The 18,693-nt window shown below is 36.9% G+C and carries 25 protein-coding genes; 13 read left to right on the top strand and 12 right to left on the bottom strand.

The genetic code is table 11. The features are described from left to right. Window positions 1–441 precede the first annotated feature (441 nt). The 4 genes from LG276_RS21665 (at window position 442) to LG276_RS21650 (ending at window position 3,056) form a co-directional block, all read left to right on the top strand. Entirely contained in the window at window positions 442–843 is a 402-nt protein-coding gene (locus tag LG276_RS21665) for a hypothetical protein (protein WP_404292865.1), read from the top strand. A gap of 331 nt (window positions 844–1,174) precedes the next feature. After that, window positions 1,175–1,567, top strand: a complete 393-nt coding sequence (locus LG276_RS21660) for a hypothetical protein (RefSeq protein ID WP_404292863.1) — start codon at window positions 1,175–1,177, stop codon at window positions 1,565–1,567. Window positions 1,568–1,744: 177 nt separating this feature from the next. Continuing rightward, window positions 1,745–2,062: a DUF3784 domain-containing protein gene (locus LG276_RS21655; RefSeq protein ID WP_251162289.1), complete on the top strand. Its 318-nt coding sequence runs from the start codon at window positions 1,745–1,747 to the stop codon at window positions 2,060–2,062. Window positions 2,063–2,120: 58 nt separating this feature from the next. Then, complete coding sequence (locus tag LG276_RS21650; protein WP_341105488.1) at window positions 2,121–3,056, top strand: hypothetical protein; 936 nt, start codon at window positions 2,121–2,123, stop codon at window positions 3,054–3,056. Between the two features lie 2 nt (window positions 3,057–3,058). Here LG276_RS21650 and LG276_RS21645 read toward each other — a convergent pair whose 3' ends face one another. The 3 genes from LG276_RS21645 to LG276_RS21635 all read right to left on the bottom strand — a co-directional run bounded on the left by LG276_RS21645 (window position 3,059) and on the right by LG276_RS21635 (window position 4,489). Beyond that, window positions 3,059–3,259 (bottom strand): hypothetical protein, encoded by a 201-nt coding sequence (locus tag LG276_RS21645; RefSeq protein ID WP_341105489.1) that lies wholly within the window; start codon window positions 3,257–3,259, stop codon window positions 3,059–3,061. Between the two features lie 429 nt (window positions 3,260–3,688). Next, window positions 3,689–4,054, bottom strand: a complete 366-nt coding sequence (locus LG276_RS21640) for a hypothetical protein (RefSeq protein ID WP_341058036.1) — start codon at window positions 4,052–4,054, stop codon at window positions 3,689–3,691. 21 nt (window positions 4,055–4,075) lie between these two features. Continuing rightward, the gene (locus tag LG276_RS21635) at window positions 4,076–4,489 is read right to left on the bottom strand and encodes a VOC family protein (protein WP_404292860.1); all 414 of its coding nucleotides are present in this window, start codon (window positions 4,487–4,489) and stop codon (window positions 4,076–4,078) included. Window positions 4,490–4,758: 269 nt separating this feature from the next. On the opposite strand from LG276_RS21635, the gene LG276_RS21630 reads away from it, so the two are divergent. The 3 genes from LG276_RS21630 to LG276_RS21620 all read left to right on the top strand — a co-directional run bounded on the left by LG276_RS21630 (window position 4,759) and on the right by LG276_RS21620 (window position 5,993). Then, a complete protein-coding gene (locus tag LG276_RS21630; protein ID WP_404292858.1) occupies window positions 4,759–5,103 on the top strand; it encodes a hypothetical protein in 345 nt (114 codons plus the stop codon). 62 nt (window positions 5,104–5,165) lie between these two features. Next, window positions 5,166–5,651, top strand: a complete 486-nt coding sequence (locus tag LG276_RS21625) for a hypothetical protein (protein ID WP_404292856.1) — start codon at window positions 5,166–5,168, stop codon at window positions 5,649–5,651. 75 nt (window positions 5,652–5,726) lie between these two features. Continuing rightward, window positions 5,727–5,993 (top strand): hypothetical protein, encoded by a 267-nt coding sequence (locus LG276_RS21620; RefSeq protein WP_404292854.1) that lies wholly within the window; start codon window positions 5,727–5,729, stop codon window positions 5,991–5,993. Window positions 5,994–6,024: 31 nt separating this feature from the next. Here the strand turns inward: LG276_RS21620 and LG276_RS21615 are convergent, their stop codons facing one another. The 4 genes from LG276_RS21615 to LG276_RS21600 all read right to left on the bottom strand — a co-directional run bounded on the left by LG276_RS21615 (window position 6,025) and on the right by LG276_RS21600 (window position 10,317). Continuing rightward, complete coding sequence (locus LG276_RS21615) at window positions 6,025–7,350, bottom strand: CitMHS family transporter (protein ID WP_224936721.1); 1,326 nt, start codon at window positions 7,348–7,350, stop codon at window positions 6,025–6,027. A gap of 155 nt (window positions 7,351–7,505) precedes the next feature. Further along, on the bottom strand, window positions 7,506–8,204 hold the full coding sequence (locus LG276_RS21610) for a response regulator (RefSeq protein ID WP_224936720.1): 699 nt from the start codon (window positions 8,202–8,204) through the stop codon (window positions 7,506–7,508). Window positions 8,205–8,206: 2 nt separating this feature from the next. Further along, window positions 8,207–9,787 (bottom strand): ATP-binding protein, encoded by a 1,581-nt coding sequence (locus LG276_RS21605; protein WP_404292851.1) that lies wholly within the window; start codon window positions 9,785–9,787, stop codon window positions 8,207–8,209. 110 nt (window positions 9,788–9,897) lie between these two features. Then, window positions 9,898–10,317, bottom strand: coding sequence for an Rrf2 family transcriptional regulator (locus LG276_RS21600; protein ID WP_404292849.1), 420 nt, complete (start codon window positions 10,315–10,317; stop codon window positions 9,898–9,900). Window positions 10,318–10,471: 154 nt separating this feature from the next. Between LG276_RS21600 and LG276_RS21595 the strand changes: the two genes are divergently transcribed. Both LG276_RS21595 and dnaN read left to right on the top strand, forming a co-directional pair. After that, entirely contained in the window at window positions 10,472–11,104 is a 633-nt protein-coding gene (locus tag LG276_RS21595; RefSeq protein WP_404292847.1) for an NAD(P)-dependent oxidoreductase, read from the top strand. Between the two features lie 454 nt (window positions 11,105–11,558). After that, complete coding sequence (dnaN, locus tag LG276_RS21590) at window positions 11,559–12,665, top strand: DNA polymerase III subunit beta (protein WP_404292845.1); 1,107 nt, start codon at window positions 11,559–11,561, stop codon at window positions 12,663–12,665. Window positions 12,666–12,675: 10 nt separating this feature from the next. Here the strand turns inward: dnaN and LG276_RS21585 are convergent, their stop codons facing one another. After that, window positions 12,676–13,020, bottom strand: a complete 345-nt coding sequence (locus tag LG276_RS21585; protein WP_281203160.1) for a hypothetical protein — start codon at window positions 13,018–13,020, stop codon at window positions 12,676–12,678. Window positions 13,021–13,103: 83 nt separating this feature from the next. Here LG276_RS21585 and LG276_RS21580 point away from each other — a divergent pair, with 83 nt between their 5' ends. Both LG276_RS21580 and LG276_RS21575 read left to right on the top strand, forming a co-directional pair. Next, the gene (locus LG276_RS21580) at window positions 13,104–13,310 is read left to right on the top strand and encodes a hypothetical protein (protein WP_281203161.1); all 207 of its coding nucleotides are present in this window, start codon (window positions 13,104–13,106) and stop codon (window positions 13,308–13,310) included. A 20-nt stretch (window positions 13,311–13,330) separates the two neighbouring features. Next, window positions 13,331–14,161, top strand: coding sequence for an alpha/beta fold hydrolase (locus LG276_RS21575; protein ID WP_404292842.1), 831 nt, complete (start codon window positions 13,331–13,333; stop codon window positions 14,159–14,161). Here the strand turns inward: LG276_RS21575 and LG276_RS21570 are convergent. Beyond that, entirely contained in the window at window positions 14,158–14,469 is a 312-nt protein-coding gene (locus LG276_RS21570) for a hypothetical protein (protein WP_404292840.1), read from the bottom strand. The genes LG276_RS21575 and LG276_RS21570 overlap by 4 nt on opposite strands. 91 nt (window positions 14,470–14,560) lie before the next feature. Beyond that, window positions 14,561–15,607: a LysM peptidoglycan-binding domain-containing protein gene (locus tag LG276_RS21565; protein ID WP_404292838.1), complete on the bottom strand. Its 1,047-nt coding sequence runs from the start codon at window positions 15,605–15,607 to the stop codon at window positions 14,561–14,563. A 382-nt stretch (window positions 15,608–15,989) separates the two neighbouring features. Between LG276_RS21565 and LG276_RS21560 the strand changes: the two genes are divergently transcribed. Further along, a complete protein-coding gene (locus LG276_RS21560) occupies window positions 15,990–16,139 on the top strand; it encodes a hypothetical protein (protein ID WP_281203165.1) in 150 nt (49 codons plus the stop codon). A 47-nt stretch (window positions 16,140–16,186) separates the two neighbouring features. Here the strand turns inward: LG276_RS21560 and LG276_RS21555 are convergent, their stop codons facing one another. Both LG276_RS21555 and LG276_RS21550 read right to left on the bottom strand, forming a co-directional pair. Next, on the bottom strand, window positions 16,187–16,411 hold the full coding sequence (locus tag LG276_RS21555) for a hypothetical protein (protein WP_095371652.1): 225 nt from the start codon (window positions 16,409–16,411) through the stop codon (window positions 16,187–16,189). 44 nt (window positions 16,412–16,455) lie between these two features. Continuing rightward, on the bottom strand, window positions 16,456–17,343 hold the full coding sequence (locus tag LG276_RS21550) for a helix-turn-helix domain-containing protein (RefSeq protein WP_224936710.1): 888 nt from the start codon (window positions 17,341–17,343) through the stop codon (window positions 16,456–16,458). A 286-nt stretch (window positions 17,344–17,629) separates the two neighbouring features. On the opposite strand from LG276_RS21550, the gene LG276_RS21545 reads away from it, so the two are divergent. After that, on the top strand, window positions 17,630–18,580 hold the full coding sequence (locus LG276_RS21545) for a rhodanese-related sulfurtransferase (RefSeq protein ID WP_224936709.1): 951 nt from the start codon (window positions 17,630–17,632) through the stop codon (window positions 18,578–18,580). Window positions 18,581–18,693 lie beyond the last annotated feature (113 nt).

Genomic DNA, 18,693 nt, shown 5'->3' with positions numbered 1-18,693 from the left:
CCTCCGAATTTTGTTAATGTTACTTTAACAGGTTATTTATTGTTTTTCAATAAAAAAATAACGAAATAAGAAAAATAATTATTCTTTTTCTTCGTGCTTAATTAGTTTCAACAGCGTATCTGATAATGAAAGGTTCTACTAAATCACATCAAGAAAGACAAAATCTATTAAAGTCGAAAGTCAAGCTATCAAGTCACCATCTTCAATTACTTAGAATGTGTAAATAAAGTTAGGTGTTAGGTCGAATATTTATATAACTACAACTTCATTAGCCATCTCCAAGACCTTTTGAGCGTGAATCCGACTAGCGCGCAAAACATGATCGATTGGCAAGCAGAATTGCGCTAAAAGGTCAAATACGCGCAAAAGCGAAAGGGTGTCCGAGCAGAATTGCGCTAAAAGGTCAAATACGCGCAAAAGCGAAAGGGTGTCCGAGCAGAATTGCGCGAAAAGGTCAAATACGCGCAAAAGCGAAAGGGTGTCCGAGCAGAATTGCGCGAAAAGGTCAAATACGCGCAAAAGCGAAAGGGTGTCCGAGCAGAATTGCGCGAAAAGCTCAAATACGCGCAAAAGCGAAAGGAAATTCGAGCAGAATTGCGCGCAAAACCAAAATACGCGCAAAAGCGGAAGGAAGTCCGGGCAGAATTACGCGCAAAACCAAAATGCGCGCAAAAGTGGAAGGAAGCCCGAGCAGAATTGCGCGAAAAGCCCGAATACGCGCAAAAGCGAAAGGGTGTCCGAGCAGAATTGCGCGCAAAATCAAAATGCGCGCAAAAGTGGAAGGAAGCCCGAGCGGAATTGCGCGAAAAGCTCGAATACGCGCAAAAGCGAAAGGAGGTCTGAGCACAATTGCGTGAAAGCAGTAAATCACATGAGAAAAGAAGGTTATCTGCCAAAACTCCTAGCCTAAAGTAAGTCCAGGTTCACTGAGGTGAAGCGACCGGCACGATAAAACCACTCACAATATCTTCATCCATTTAATTCATTCCAATCCCGCAAAAATAGGGGTTCTGTGCTCACCGAGATTTCATTATAACGGTGTATGTAGTACACAAAACGATCAATTGTACCTTGCTCTGCATAATCAAATATTGTAAAGTAAACTTAACATTTAATATGGCTAAACAAATACAAGATTATCTAGATTGTTTTGTTTTGAAAGGAAGTGGCGCAGGTGGTAGGTAAGGCGAAAGAAAATCGTTATCTGTACTTAAGTTTAGGTGTGTTATTAACTACTTTAGGTATTTATTTCTCTTATGAAGATTTTATTCGAGGGGAGTTTGTTGATTCTGTCATGATCTTGGCATTGGGTGTGAGTCAACTTTTCTTTGCATATTTATCTCCGCATATTTTTCCTAGGGATGAGCGAGCGAAAGCAATTATTGGTAAGGCAATGACTGCGAATTATTTTATTTTGTTTGTTGTTATTTTGATATTATTCTTAATTACTGGACAAGGGTCTTTAGGTATGTGGCAATTGAGCGCGAACCAAGTATTAATTGTCCTTTTCAGTACAATGATTATCGCAATTCCTGGGACAATGGTTGTTTTTACGAGATTGATGTAATAAGAGAAATTCCCATAGTTAAATGAACTTCAGGTGAATTCAGCTCGTCGAGAGGCACCCATCTAATAAAATGAGTGCGGTTCGTCGATCGTTTAATCCTTTCTCTTTTTCATTAAATCAGTAATTAGATAACTTTTGACTGAAGATTTATACTAAATATAAAAAGGAGAGTCAATGATGACAAGTTTCATCATTTATATCATCATCCTTATCCCATTCCTTATTTTCGCTATTGTTCTATCAAAAGGAAAAGGTGCATGGTTAATTGCGGGTTTTAATACAATGTCGGATAGTGAGAAAGCTAAATACAATCGGGTCGCTTTGTGTAAATTCATGAGCAAGGTGATCTATGGTATCTGTTTAAGCATCCTATTATGGGCATTAAGTGATCTATTGAAATTAACTTGGCTCTATATACTAGGTATGGTTCTATTTGTAGCCATTCTTCTTTTTACCATCATTTATGCAAACACAGGAGATCGTTTTAAAAACTGAAACTTTATTCCATTTAAAACGTAAAGATATCATTAGAACCTTTTCAAGGGGGATGGCAATGTTTCAAAATATTAATGAGCGTTTAGCTATAACGAAGGATAATCAAAGAAAGAAACAGAAATACGAAATGCATATAGAACGTCTGACAGACCACTTACGAGAAGAGGGCCTGAAGAAGGAACAATTACAAATTCAATTAGAAAAAGAAAAAGAAGATGTGAAAAAGCTAGAAGGATTTAGTTTAACAAACATTTTCTATACGATTACAGGGCAGAAGCTCGAGAAGTTAGATAAAGAACAACAAGAGGTGTTAGCGGCCAAATTGAAATATACTGAAGCGATTGAAGCGATTGATGATATGAATGCAGAGCTTATTGAATATAAAGGGAAGTGGCAAGAAGTAGCCGATGCAGATGTGCAATATAAGTCATTATTAAAAGAAAAAGAGCGAATGATTCATTCTCATGATGAGATGGGAAGTAAGCGATTATTTGATTTGGCAAATGAAGAAGCGGAAGTGCACGCCAATTTAAAGGAATTTGAAGAAGCGATTGAAGTTGGTAGCAGGACCGTAAGAGCATTTGATCAAGCTTTAGATTCACTCTCTTCGTCAAAAAGTTGGTCCACTTTTGATATGTTCGGTGGCGGAGCCCTTTCTACTGCGATGAAGCATAGCCATTTAGATCAAGCGAAATCAGCGATTCATATTGCACAACGGTTGTTAAGACAGTTCCAAGAAGAGCTTTTGGATATAGACAATCATTTTTCCTCTCAACATGAGATCGGTAATCTGTTAACCTTTGCTGATTATTTCTTCGATGGTATTATTGTTGATTGGGTCGTTCATGGAAAGATTAATGATAGCTATGACGAGACAGAGAAAACAAAAAGAAAAGTGCAGGCAGTGCTTCATCAAATTAGAGGTGAAAAAGATGTCATGCAGAATAAACTACAGGAAATAGAGAAAAAGCGTATGCAAATATTTGAGAGATAACGTTATAGGTCTCTTCTATTGTGTTTTTGCACATATATTGCACTTGTTTGGTTCGCATATTGACCCACAATACTAGCGATGCATATGAATAACCCTCCAACAAAAAAACCGACAAAGTAATATCCGATAAAGAAGAGTACAAAAGAGGAAACAAGTGAGGCAACCATAATTAAGATGATAGCAATTTTGAATTTTTCTTTCATCTGTATTTCACTCCTTATGACTAATAGGTAAAGAGTATAAAACTGAATGTTGATACAAACAAATAAGGAAATCAATAGAAGAAAGGGCAAGAGTGGATGATTTCCTTAGTTATTACAATTGGTCGACTGCTTTCGGCAGTGTATCGAGCAATTCACACTGCTATTTATTCTTCTTTCTGGTACGATGTTTTATCACAAACAAGAGGGTGGAATTGGATTGATTCTTTTTTTATGCATTTGTCAGTCTCATTCCTTCCAGTGTGAATTCAGGTCTAGTTCCAGATCCCAACAATAAGTAATGAATGGGTTTACGATTCTCTATTTAGTCATAGGTGTAGGGGTATTGTTGCTATTAGTAACAATTGGACAAGCTGTGATCAAATTCGAAAAGAAGGAAGAACAAAAACGGCACAAATAAGCATAGCGTGTCTAGTTAGCTGTTATAACCTCCTCCTGTTTCATCTCTTTCCACTCTTTATATATATTGATGGAGGCGATGATGCTTGAAAACCAGAAGAGATAACCATCAAAAGAAAAGCCAATTTGAGATTTCCCCCCTAGAAAAGTGAATAGACTCATTAAAAAGATCATATAAAGAAAGGAAATGATTTGATCTTTCAGACTGTAGGCATGTTTGTCAAGATACCCCTTCCCAATTAGGATGCCAATTAACAAAAGGAGTAAGATGCCTTGAGGTATTGTCTCTGCTACTATACTTTTAGGAAAATAATCAGCAAAGAAAAGAACGGTGAATAATATGAGTGTCAGACTATTTAATACAGTTATCCATTTCATTTCTTCATCCCTCAATATGAATTAAGACCAAGCTGGATTCCATACAACTTCCCAAAGATGTCCATCCAGATCTTGAAAATATCCAGCATATCCGCCCCAAAAAGTCTCATGCGCTTCCTTTGTAATCGTCGCACCTGCTTCTTTTGCACGCTGCATGATTGTATTTACTTCTTCCTTACTATTCACATTGTGACCAAGTGAACATTCCGTGGCACTAGCTGGCCCCTGCTGAATTTGAGCATCATGAGCCAAATCCTCCCGTTTCCACAATGCCATTTTCAAACCTGGTTGTAAGTCAAAGAAAGCGACAGCACCATGTTCATATTCTGTACCAGCAATTCCGTCTGTCGGAAATCCAAGACCATGATGATAAAAATAAACAGCCTTCTCTAAATCATCGACTCCTAGTGTAATCACAGTGATTTGAGGTTTCATGCACATCACGTCCTCTGCTAGATTAATAGTAAGATTTTTCTTAATTGTACTAAAAATGGATAAAAGAAACAATAAAAGATAGATGATAAATGGAATTGAAAAAAAATTATTAGATGTGAAAGTGATTTTTACTATCATTTCACCCTCGGACTCTTTCAAATAGAAAATAATATAATGTCGTCTAAACATCGTTTTTTTCTAAGATAAGTAGCGCAAAAGAGAGAACCGCGACTAATAAAAGAAGAAAAGAAAAGATAAGTAGCGCAAAATTGAGAATCACGACTAAAAAAAGAAGAGAGGGAGAGATAAGTAGCGCAAAAGAGAGAATCGCGACTAATAAAAGAAGAAAGGGAAAGATAAGTAGCGCAAAAGAGAGAATCGCGTCTAAAAAAAAAAGAAAGGAAAAGATAAGTAGCACAAAAGAGAGAATCGCGACTAATAAAAGAAGAGAGGAGAAGATAAGTAGCGTAAAATTGAGAACCGCGACTAATAAAAGAAGAAAGGAGAAGATAAGTAGCGTAAAAGCAGAAATCCAGACTAAAAAAAGAAGAGAGGGAGAGATAAGTAGCGCAAAAGCGAGAACCGCGACTAAAAAAGAAGAAAGGAAAAGATAAGTAGCACAAAAGAGAGAACCGCGACTAATAAAAGAAGAAAAGAAAAGATAAGTAGCGCAAAATTGAGAACCGCGACTAAAAAAAGAAGAAAGGAAAAGATAAGTAGCACAAAAGAGAGAATCGCGACTAAAAAAAGAAGAGAGGAGAAGATAAGTAGCGCAAAATTGAGAACCGCGACTAAAAAAAGAAGAAAGGAAAAGATAAGTAGCGCAAAAGCGAGAATCGCGACTAAAAAAAGAAGAGAGGGAGAGATAAGTAGCACAAAAGCGAGAATCGCGACTAAAAAAAGAAGAGAGGGAAAGATAAGTAGCGCAAAAGCGAGAATCGCGACTAAAAAAAGAAGAGAGGGAGAGATAAGTAGCACAAAAGCGAGAATCGCGACTAAAAAAAGAAGAGAGGGAAAGATAAGTAGCGTAAAAGCAGAAATCCAGACTAAAAAAAGAAGAAAGGAAAAGATAAGTAGCGCAAAAGCGAGAATCGCGACTAAAAAAAGAAGAAAGGAAAAGATAAGTAGCACAAAAGCGAGAATCGCGACTAATAAAAGATGAGAGGAGAAGATAAGTAGCGTAAAAGCAGAAATCCAGACTAAAAAAAGAAGAAAGGAAAAGATAAGTAGTGCAAAATTGAGAATCGCGACTAATAAAAGAAGAAAGGAAAAGATAAGTAGCGCAAAAGCGAGAATCACGACTAATAACAGAAAAGAGGTTTATGGAGAAATGACCACAGCGCGAGTATATGAGATTCAACTAGCTCAGATTCGTTATAAATGCGATAAATTTGTCCAGTTCCATTCCATTGCCAAAACTGTTGACGATAAAATGGTTGGATGCATTGAAAACAGATCAAAGGTTAGTCATTTAATTAGAAAATCGCTACCAACAAACAAGTAGAACTTGTAGATTAGTAGCGAACGAATCATATTTATATCACACCAATGACTACAGCAGTCAGAACGAGCACAATACTTAGTCCCCAAAGCCAGAAGAGAGAATAGCGTAAATGTTTGCCCATCTCAAGACCAGCAAGACCTAGGGCAAGCCAAACAGCTGGAGCAAGTGGACTGACAAAGGTACCAACAATATTACCAATAATCATAGCATAAGCCGTTGATAAAGAAGCGACTCCGTATGTGGATGCAATTTGATCAACTACTGGTAATAAAGCAAAGTAATACGCATCAGTACTCAACACTAGATCAAAAGGAACACCAAGTATTCCAACGATAATATGGACAAATGGGCCAATAAAGGCAGGTAAAATACTAGCTGCATCCTCAGCGATAGCTGTTAACATACCGGTTCCATTGAGGACACCTAAAAATAGACCTGCTGCGATGATAATGGATGCCATTGTCATTGCTCCTGGTGCATGAGCTTTAACTCTCGCCATTTGCTCATCTACTGTTCTAAAGTTAATAGGTAAGATGATACTAACACCAATTAAAAAGGCCAGTCCTGCAGGGATAATACCTGATACGAGAACCCCTAAGACGAGCAGGGCTAAGATTGCATTCACCCAAATTAGCTTGGGTCTAGCGAGGTGATTTGCTGCTGCCTTTTCTGCTTCTTGATCATGGAAGTCTTCAGCAACTTCAATCGCAGCAGCTGCTTCTAAGGAACCATACATTTTTGTAATACGTTTCTTCTCCCTTATACCCATATAAACGGCCAATGAGAGTATTAATACAAATCCAATAAGTTGGATAGGAATAAGCGGCTGCCAAAGCTCCGTTACATCCATTTCTAATACCGACGCTGTTCTTCCTAAAGGGCCGGCCCAAGGAATCATATTGACAATCCCTGCACTTCCCGCAATTAACAGAAGTAATAGGTAAGGATTCATTTTTAATCGTTTGTACAGAGGTAATAGTGCAGGAATGGTTAATAAAAATGTTGATGCACCAGAGCCATCTAAGTGAGCAACTGTTGCGACCAATACAGTACCGACCGTTACAGCGATAATATTTCCATTTGAAAAGGAAACAAGCTTATTAATTAACGGATCAAATAGGCCAACATCTTGTAATATACCAAAGAAGATGATAGCAAACATAAACATGACTGCGACGTTAATAACAGAACTTATCCCGCTTTCAAAAAATCCCCCAACCTCAGCAAAACTATATCCTGCAAGCATAGCGCCGATAATTGGTGGAATCACCATCGCAACAATCGGACTGACTTTTCCACTAATCAGTAAAGCGACAATAATTATAATTGTAATAATACCTATTAAACTCAAACTCAATTTTTTCCTTCCCCTCTTCGTTCATTCATTGATGAATGCGTTTTCAAATATCATAAAAATAAGATTAGTATGAAAATAACACGAGGAGAAAAAAGAAAGAATATTTTGTTCATAATCTGAATATTATTCTTTCTTATCTATTTTGTTCATAAGTTTCATGAACAGATCACGTACTTTCTTTGTGGTCGACCGACACTACCGTAAATGAGTCTCGTCTCTACCCGATTCATAGATACGAGATATTCTAAATATCTACGAGAGGTTGAGCGACTTATACCAGTTTGCTCACTTAATTCAACTGCTGTTAAACCTTCTTCTACTAACCCTTCAAACAGGTGTAAAATCTTTTCTAGCGTAATCGCATCAATGCCCTTTGGGAGTAATTGCTCTTCTTCCACAGGGGTAGGATGAATATGAAATACGTTTGTTAGTTCATCCACTTGTTCTTGATCTAATTGCTCATCTGTCCATAGTTGTCTAAAACGTTCATAGCGATTTAAACTTTGGAGGAGTCGATCCATACTAACGGGTTTCACTACATAATCAAATACCCCTGCTCTTAATGCGATTCTAACAGAGTGGGCTTGTTTCTCAGCACTAATAATAATGATATCAATGGATGGATAAAGCGAACGTATTTTCCAAAGTAATGACATACCCTCCACATCAGGAATATATATATCTAGAAAAATAACATCAATTTCATGAGCATTCTTTTCTAAATAAAATAGTGCATCCGCAGCGCTTCGAGCTACCTCTTTAACGGAGAATTGATGATTTTGCTCAATATAACTTTTGTTAATATCTGCTACTCGGAAATCATCTTCAATGATGAATACGTGGTATTTTTCCATCCTTACTCTTCTCCCTTCTTTGGTAAAATAATGATAAAACTCGTTCCACTATTTTCCCCACTTTCTACAAGAATCTCGCCGTCTACGTCGTTAATCATTTTTTTAGAAATAGCTAAGCCTACCCCACGATAGTCGCCTTCTTTCATCGTAAATCCTTGATCAAAGATTTTCTCCAGCAACTTGTCTTCAATGCCAGTACCTGAATCTTGAACCTCGAAAACACAATCATTTCCGATATCTGTAAAATAAATACTTACTTCGCGCACGCCATTTTTTTGGCCTCTTACAGCTTCTAAGGCATTTTCAATAATATTCCCTAGTGCTGTTAAAATAGCATTCTGTCTTTCTAGCGAAAATGATATCATCATTCTACTCTCTTCATGGATAGTCATCTCGATGCCCCACTCATTTGCCTGATTGTACTTACCTTGTAATAATGCTTGCAATAGGGGATCAGCAATCCTTTTCGTTAAAAAATTTAAACGGGTCATTTGCGAATGATTTTCTTTACGAATAAAGGACATCGCTTTTTGCGTTTCATTATTTTGTAATAGTCCAAGAATGATATGCATTTTGTTAGAAAATTCATGGGTAAATGCCCTTTGTGCATGAGCATATTGTTTAATTCGACTCAATTCTTTGACTACGCCTGCTACCTCTGTTTTTTTCCTAAAGGTATAAACGGCCCCAGGCTGTTCTCCTTGAAGGGAGACTCCGTTTAGGAGAATAATCGTCTCACCTAATATTAATTCTTGATCACGAATAAGTCCTGTTATCTGCTGAGGAACTGGCAGTAATGCGCGAATCTCGCGCCCTATAAATTCGCTCTCTTCGGCATCTGTCCCGATGATCTCTCTCGCATTCTTATTAACGGCAGTGATGTGTCCTAAATGATCAACAGCGATCATTCCTTCATGTGTGGACTGTAGAATCGCTTTATTTTGATAATATAATTGAGAGATCTGCTCCGGCTCCATATGAAATAATATTCTTTTTATATAGTTAGTAATTAAAGCGGCCCCAGCCATACCTAATAAAATCGCTAATAGGAGTGCAACGAATAGTGGTTTGCTTTTATCTTGAATAATTTCCTGAATATTTCCGTTAAGAAAACCAACGGAAACGACACCAATGATTTCCCCATCCTTTTTAATCGGTACTTTCCCTCGAATAGATAATCCCAATGTTCCCTCTTTTTTAGATTGATAAGATTCACCGTTCAAAATCGCCCGTTTATTATCGCCGCCAACCATTTTCTTCCCAATAAAATCAGGGTTAGGGTGAGAATATCTAATGCCATCTCTATTGCCAACAACAATAAACTCAGCTCCTGATGCCTCTTGAATAGGTGTAACGATTTTCTGAATAGTAGAAGCGGGATTACTTAGCTCAAAGGCATCCTGAATTTCAGGTATATTGGCAACTGTATGTGCTAAGCTTAACGCTTTTTGTCCAGTTTGTTCTTCTACCATATCGGAGAGGTAGCGAAATAAATAAATAGTAAAAATCAAAAATACAAGCAAAATGAGTAAGCTAATTAAAGCAATCATTTTTCCTTTTAAGCCAAAGTTTTTCCACTTCATTTGCTCCGCCCCTAGTAAATTTGTAATAGTGAAAATAATGATATTATAACACGAGATAGTCGTTCCTTTAACAAATAGAAAGCGCCCGAAAATGGACCTCGGGGCGCCTTCTATTTATTATCAATTTCCCTTACAACATCTTCAAGCGTCACATTTAAAAGAACCTGTTCCATGGCAAGCTGTGCTGAGATAAAAATAGGCTCTATCGTTTGTTGAATATTTCTCCCTACAAAACAATCAGGGTTCGGGTGTTCATGGAGACTGAATAATTCATTTTCCGAAACGACTTCAACGGCTTGATAGACGTCAAGTAGAGTAATGTCTGCTAAGCCCTTTTTAAGTTTAGCCCCAGCCTTCCCAGGGTGGACTTCAACGAGATCGGCTTTCTTCAGCATTCCGATAATTTTGCGAATGACGGCTGGATTTGTATTAACACTGCCTGCTATTGTTTCAGAGGTATTAATCTCTTTATTCAATTCAAGTAATGTTAATATATGAATTCCCACAGCAAATCGACTGCTTATGGTCATGTTTATCACCTTTCTTTAAAAGGAAGAATCATAGTGAATATTATTATACCGCAATCACAAGAAAAGGAAAAAGGTGAGAATTGACAAAAAAGATACCTGTAACTATAATGATTACATGTAATCAACTTAATTACAACAAGGAGGTATTTTTATTATGAAAATAGGCATTATCGGGGCAAGTGGAAAAGCAGGTCAATTCATTTTGGATGAAGCAGTAGCCAGAGAGCATGAAGTAACGGCAATCGTTAGAAATGCAGCAAAAATAAGTAATAGCCAAGTAGAAGTGATAGAAAAAAACATTTTCGATATACAAGCTAATGAAGTAAATAAATACGATATCATTGTGAATGCTTTTAAATCACCTCAAGGTCAAGAGGAACAACATGTGGAAGCAGGCAAAGTACTGATGGATGCGCTAAAAGGTCTGCAATCTAGGCTAATTGTTGTGGGTGGTGCAGGCAGTCTATATGTAGATGAAGAAACTCGTTTATATGAAACAGCAGATTTTCCTAAAGCTTACCTGCCAACTGCTACACAAATGGGGAAAGATTTAGCGCAACTTCAAAACAGCCAAAACGTCAACTGGACATATATTAGCCCAGGTGCTTTCTTCGACGCAGAAGGTAAACGAAGCGGAAGCTATCAAAAAGGTAAAGACAAACTATTCTTCAACAATCAAGGAGATAGTTATATAAGCTATGCAGACTTTGCTATCGCTGTCCTTGATGAAGCTGAACAAGGCAAACATTTAAATGAACGCATTGCTGTTGTTGGCGACAGAGCATAAAGGAATCGAGAACAATGAATTTACCCCTTCTATATAGATGGGGTATTTTTTATGAGCAAATGAAGATGCGAACACAAGAGAGGAGAAGAAACAAAATAGCCCAGGTTAGTCGTGAAATGTAAATTCAAGTTGTAAGGTGTGTATGGAGCTTAACCTCTTTTCCTAGGTGTTTAAATTGATTTTCCAACAAACGGACGTGAAAGTAGAGGAGCTTGCGCGCAAGTCACTAGTTGTACGTATATAAATAAATCCAGCCCATCTCAATAGCGAAAACTCATCACATACTCACAATCCCGCACCTTCAAAACCCTGTTGTTGTTATTGTAAATGGGCAAGTATCTTTCATTATGATTTCCCTGTTCTGGAGATAAAAATTAGTACTTACTGGCAGGATTCGACATGTTTCTACCGAATGTATAGCCTAGACATAGCGATAAAGTGAGGAAAGAATAACATGGAATTAACCATTTGTAAGTCTACGTTGCAGCGCATACTAAAAAATATTAGTAAGGTGTTAAAAAATAGTCAATCTCCTATGAAAATAATTGTAAGCAATCATCAAGTCACATTCATTGCTGGAAATGAAGATGTGCTTATGGTAATAAATATACCCTCCGAAACAGAAGAGGGGCTCATCATTAAACGCACAGGCTCAGTTATTATTTCTGCCAAATACTTTTCTGATATTATTAAGAAGTTACCAGCCAATATACATATTTACTTGAGTGAGCACAGTACGATTAACATTCAATCAGAAGATATTCATACGAGAATTTTCGCTTTAACAGACGTAAAGACACTAAATATTCCTGATGTGCCAGCAGAAGGGGTCCTTTCATTGAATGCAGCAGAACTTCATGCGCTCATCCGGCAAACAGTGTTTGCTGCTGCTGTTCATGACAATCGTCCGGTCTTAACCGGTGTTAAAATCGTTGCTCGTCATGGCGAGCTCACTTTCATAAGTACAGATGCACATCGTTATTCTATTAGTTCATTGGCGATAACTTCACAGTTAGAAACAGAAATGATTGTTCCAAGTGAAAGTCTACTTGAATGGTCGAAACTTAGCTTACATACAGAGGAAGAGGTTGCATTATCGCTTTCTAAAAACCATCTAGCTTTAAAAAGTAAACATTGTCATTTTTATATAAGACTGATAGAAGGACGATATCCGGCCACAAGTGATTTTATTCCAAAGCAAAAGGTCAGTTCTTTTCAAATCCATACTGAAACCTTTCTACAAGGAATTGAGCGAGCAGCACTCTTTTCGGATGCTAAGAAGAATCATCATATTAAATTACAAATACAAAATGGGAGACTCCGGATATCTTCCAACGCCAAACAAATAGGTATGATTGAAGAATGGCAACCAATTGAAGAGTTATCAGGGAAAGGTGATGTAGAAGTATTTCTTGATAATCACTTTTTATTAGATTATTTGCGCGTAATAGATGATAAATATATTTGCTGTACATACAGTGGAACGATGAAGCCCGTTTTATTTGAACCAGTGAAGGGTTCTCATTTCCAACATCTGATATCACAAGTGCGATCTTTTTAAGAAATCATGTTCATTTACCTTTTAATAACCAAAAACCAACCAATATCACTACAATTCCGAACCCTGTCCGAAGAGTAGGTGTTTCTTTAAAAAAGAGATAGCCAATGATTAGACTAACAAGAATCTCAATCCCTTTAGAGGCGATGAGGGAAAAAGAGAGGTTATCGACATGTTTGCTTAAAAACTTTACACCATAGCCAATCATTAAACTGGCAGCAATAAATAAAGGAACAAGTTTAATATAGTACCAAAGTGTAGAAAGAAAAAAGGCATCAATGTGCTTCGTTTGATAGGCATAAATGCCATTGATAATAAATAATCCACAAACCATCAATAGAATCGCTAAGAATATCATATGTTGAGCTCCCTATATAAAAAGAATACTTTAGTTTGCTCAGTTTGTTATTTAATTATGTGTTTGAGTAAGGAGGGATAAAAATGCAAAAAGACAAGGTGAAATTACTTATATTATTATTAGGAAGTGTGTTTATCATGGGTGCTGCGATGGTTATTATGCTCAAAATATATAACCAACATGTCGAAAATGAACAGATTATTGAGCGCTGTTATGAGGAGTCAGGTGACCGATCATTGACGATTGAGAAGAACGGTGTATTTTCAAAAGTATCTTGCAAGTATCATTAAAGTAGGGATGGTGGAGAAGGATGTGGAAAAGAAAAATGCTCCAAACCCAAAGAGGTGAGTTTGAAATCTTTCAAAAAGGAGTTGGAAAGCCTTTATGCGTTGCGCATCTTTATGCCGTCTTTAATGAAACAGGAGACTATTTTGCTCATACATTCTCTGAACGTTTTTGCGTAACGTTAATAAATTTACGCGGGGTGGGAGAATCAGAGCAAGCACATGAGCCGTATGAATATAGTATGGTAGATAGCGTATTAGATATAGAGGCAATAAGAGTAGCATTAGGGTATGAAAGATGGATTTATGCCGGTCATTCAACAGGTGGAATGATTGGCCTTCTTTATGCGCTGCTTCATCAGTCTTCGTTGGAATCACTTGTTATCGTGGGTTCAGCAGCAAGAGACTACACAGAGTCCTCAGCATGCATCTATAATGAAAAACATCCCAAATTTGCTGAAATGCAACAGTATCAATTTGCATTAACTCAGCCAAATATAACGGCAATAGATAAAGAACAGTTAAAAAAGAAACGTATCCAGCTTTCTCTATTTGAACCCGAAAAATATACCCAATATTTTACGGGCAACATATGTAAGGGTATGTCAGGGGCGAGGTTGAATTTTTTCAGTAGAGAGGCGGTTCTTTTTGATATAACAAGGAAATTAAAGCATATCAACATACCGACGAACATTTGTTGTGGACGTTATGATGTCCAGTGCCCAGTTGAGTATTCGAAGGAAATCCACCAAGAAATACCCCAATCACAGCTATTTATTTTTGAAAAAAGCAATCATTATCCATTTTTGGAGGAGAAAGACTTATTCCAGAAAGTGATCGATCAAGCCTTGAATTAATGACGGTACATCTCACTTTCTTCGGAAATATTCACACGGAAACGAAAGAAAATACCTCCAAGAAGTGTAAATACAACTAAAGTCCATGTAAGAAAAAAGACGGTTCCGATTGTTGAAAAATCAATTAGATAATTCGTTGTTCGCACTTGGTACATCACAGAAAACAGAGGAAAAGAGACGGCACCGAAAAGTAAAATCAATAGACTTAATCGTGTAGCTGTTTTTCGATAGAGCTTTGAAAAGATCAGTAGAAAACTAAGTAAAAGCAATATCAATGTCATGATGCTAATAAACATAAAGATACTCAATTCGATTCACCTCTTTTAGAAATTGAAAGGGGGTGAATTGACATGGACCCCCCTTTTATTTATTTACCATTGACGGTAAAGATAAACTTGTTTAATAAAGTCGCTTGAAACTATCAAAATGTTTGCTCCAATAAGGGTTATCTAAGCTGGTAATCATAACACCACTTGATGAAGCATGGATGAATTGATTATTTCCGATATAAAACCCTAAGTGAGAGATTCCTTTTTTATAAGTACCCTCAAAGAAAACAATATCACCCGGTACAGGGTCGTTTACATAATACGAACGGCTAAAATAACCCTCGGCGTTTGTTCTCACAATGTTTGTTCCTGTTTGCTTCAGTACGTAATAGATAAATCCACTACAATCAAACCCACTTGGCGTTGATCCGCCCCAAACATAGCGCGTATTTAAGTGCTTCTTAGCCTCATTAATTATGGCAGCGGCATTTCCTGAAATATTGTCATTTGTTGGATTAGACGGCTTCGTCTCTGTCTCCTTACCAGCATTATTACTCGTTACATATAATTTTTTTCCGGCAAAAATTAAATCAGAACTTAACTGATTCCACTTTTTTAAATTGCTAACAGTTGTGTTTGTCTTTTTAGCGATGCCACTTAGTGTGTCTCCAGGCTGAATAACATATGTATCCTTCTTGGAATTGGAATTCCCGCTACTTCCATTTGAACCGCTTGATGGTTTGGAAGAAGCATTTCCAGAATTACTTGAGGATGAACCATTCACTTTAAGTGCTTGTCCTGGGAAAATGAGATCGCCTTTTAAATTATTGAGATCTACTAAAGCTTTGACAGTCATATTATGTTGGCGTGCAATCTTAGATAAAGTATCTCCTGACACCACTTTATATGTACCTGAACTAGACTGATTAGAAGAATTATTCTCTTTTGCAGGTGCTGAGTTTTCACTAGAAACAATGAGCTTTTGGTTAATTTGTAAGAAGTCTGAGTTTAAATCATTCCATTTTTTTAGCTGAGAAACAGATGTATTGTATTTCTTAGCTATATCCCATAATGTATCTCCTTGTTTTACAGTATGAGTTGAGTCAGCGGACGCTTGAGCGGCAAAAGCAGAGGAAACGACAGCAATCGTGGCCATCGACACCATATGTTTTTTCACGTCTAGTAATCTCTCCTTTACTCCAAGATTTCGTCAATTCTATCATAATATCGTCTATAGAATTATATTTTTTACAACCTTTTACAAAATAAGATGAAAAAACATTAATTTCGAGGACTTTCGACTTGGTTCTAGAAGCATATGACATAATGTGACAGCTTATGCTAAAGTTCTTGTCGAAGAAAAATGTCGACTATCCTCGAATGGGCAGACATATGTCAAATGATGTTGAAAAATGGGGGCAAATTAGGTGGAAGGATATATGTAAATAATTTTATATAAGTCTATTTACAAAAACGGAAATTTTTTGACAATTTTATATTGATTCATATTGGGAATTTTAGTATAATATTCCTAAGAAATACTAGGAGGATAGTTTGGTTTGGATGCAGAAAACCCTATTAATCTACTAGAATTATTATTGAAGGCGCACGAAAATGGAATGAGTCAAGGGGATGTAGATGTAGAGAAATATGTCGAACAATTGGCAGTGGACCTTAAACACTTACTAAGCCCGAGGCGTTCCTTTTAACAAGAAAAAGCACCTTCTGGCGGGAAAGTGCTTTTGCTCAAACCTTATTAATGTTGGGTAGGTAGTGGTGCACCATGTTGAGTCGGCAGCGGTTCAGCGCCATGTTGAGTTGGTAGTGGTGAAGATCCGTGTTGAGTTGGAAGCGGCTCAGCACCGTGCTGAGTAGGAAGTGGTTCAGCGCCATGTTGGGTCGGTAGTGGTTCAGCTCCAACAAATCCTCCGAAAGCAACCATTGAAAGTGCAACAACTGATGCAGAAACGAATTTTTTCATTTCTCTTTCTCCTTTCAATATAGAAATATCTTACAATACAAATATTAACACTTTTCTAATAATTTATCTAGCTCTATCCCTACTAATTTGGCAAATTTTTCATCATTTTGTAGTAAAAAGATAGATTTTGCCCGATTAATATACTCCGTACCTATATCTATCTCACCAATTTTGATGTAACTTTCGCCCGATTGGAAGTAAAATTCCCCAAATAAATAAAGTATCTCATTATTAATGCAATAATTAATCCCTAAATTACTATATTTCAACGAGTCCTCATAATTATTCATTGCTGCTAATGTTTGTGATAGCCCATACAAAATCCGCAATTTCACTTTCGGATCCAGTATATGCGGAAGCGAATCCAAATTATCTAACGCATCCTCAAACATATTAGATGCAAATATGAAGTCCTTTTCTTCAAGCTTAATAATCGCTAAGCTCGTAAGAATTTCAATTTCGTTCTCTGTCAGTCTACTTCTATCAGGGTTAGTTAAATCAATTGCCTGATAAAGGAGTTTTACCGCATCATCCTCATTTTGGTGTAAATAATACTCACAAATTCCCTCATGCCAAAGCATAAATTGCATAGAAATCCGCTGCTTAAATAAAGGGTTGTCCCTCTCTTGTTCAATAATCCCATAAATCGCTTGATAATCGCGTTCGCGCTTATACTTTTTAATTAATAAAAAAACAGCCGTAACATAATTGAAGGTACTTGATGATGCATAGTCAATGAAATGGCTGACTTCTACATTCAACCGTTCAGCCAATTCATATAACTGATCTAATGTTGGATACTTCTTGCCTTTTTCATATTCGATGATTTCTTCTGACGAACAAATTCCTTCTGCTAAATCCTCAATTGATAGTTTTTTAAATTGCCGAAGATCGCTGAGAATTTCTCCAAAACTTACTGGTGCAAGGCTCATAAACATACCTCCTTTTCCTTTTATAATAAGTAAATTTTGTATATTTATCAATAATTTTAAATGTTCAGATATAGGTAAATTTAAGTATTTTTTCGATTTTTTTCATTAAGTATGAAATTATATTGCGGTGGATAAACTGTTAGTCGGGTAAGAATACCAAAAAAAGGTCAATAAATCGACATTATTTCCTAGCGTTTTTTTGTTATAATACTGTCAGTAAGAAAATGGTGTAAAAAACCTATTGAACCATTATATCTTGCAAATATAAAAAGAATAGGTGAAGAAAATGGAAGAAAAGAATAACTATCGCGTATTGTTATACTACATGTACGTACCAATTGAAAACGGAGAAGAGTTCGCGATTGAACACAAAGCATTTTGTAACGAACTAGGATTAAAAGGTCGTATTTTGATTGCAGATGAAGGAATTAATGGGACTTGTTCAGGTACTGTAGAACAAACAGACCGCTACATCGAGCATATGAAAGCAGACCCACGTTTTGCTGATATGATTTTCAAAATCGATGAAGTAGATGAACATGCGTTTCCAAAAATGAAAGTACGTTATCGTCCAGAGCTAGTTACTCTTCGATTAGAAGACGATATCAATCCAAATCAATTAACAGGTAAACATTTAAGCGCGAAAGAATTCTACGAGAGCTTAAATGATGAAAATACAGTTGTTTTAGACGCAAGAAATGATTATGAATATGATCTAGGTCACTTCCGTGGTGCCATTCGCCCAGATATTACAAACTTCCGCGACCTCCCTCAATGGGTAAGAGATAATAAAGAATTGTTAGGCGAGAAGAAAATTGTCACTTATTGTACTGGTGGTATTCGTTGTGAAAAATTCTCTGGCTGGTTACTTCAAGAAGGCTTTAAAGATGTAGGTCAACTGAATGGCGGTATCGTCACTTACGGAAAAGATCCCGAAGTCCAAGGCGATCTATGGGATGGCCAATTATATGTATTCGATGAAAGAATCGCAGTACCCGTCAACCGCAAAGAACATGTAGTTGTAGGGAAGGATTACTATTCTGGTGAGCCATGTGAACGTTACGTCAACTGTGCCAACCCAGAATGTAACAAAAAAATCCTTTGTTCTGAGGAAAATGAACACAAACATTTACGTAGCTGTTCCGAAGAATGCCGTTCACACCCACGCAACCGCTACATTGCAGAGCACGGGTTAACTGAAGAAGAAGTTAAAGAAAGATTAGCAGTATTATCATAATTAGTGGAAACCCCCGCAGGCTTTGGTCTGTGGGGGTTTTTTGTGTTTTTGGTAAGGTAACTGTATAGGTGTGTAATTGATTGATATGTGCAAATGAAAGTTGATTTTGGGTA

This window comes from Cytobacillus kochii (genome assembly GCF_044790165.1).
Lineage (GTDB): Bacteria > Bacillota > Bacilli > Bacillales > Cytobacillaceae > Cytobacillus > Cytobacillus kochii.
The sequence above is the reverse complement of the archived record's forward strand: the minus strand, read 5'-3'. Positions and strand labels throughout refer to the sequence as shown.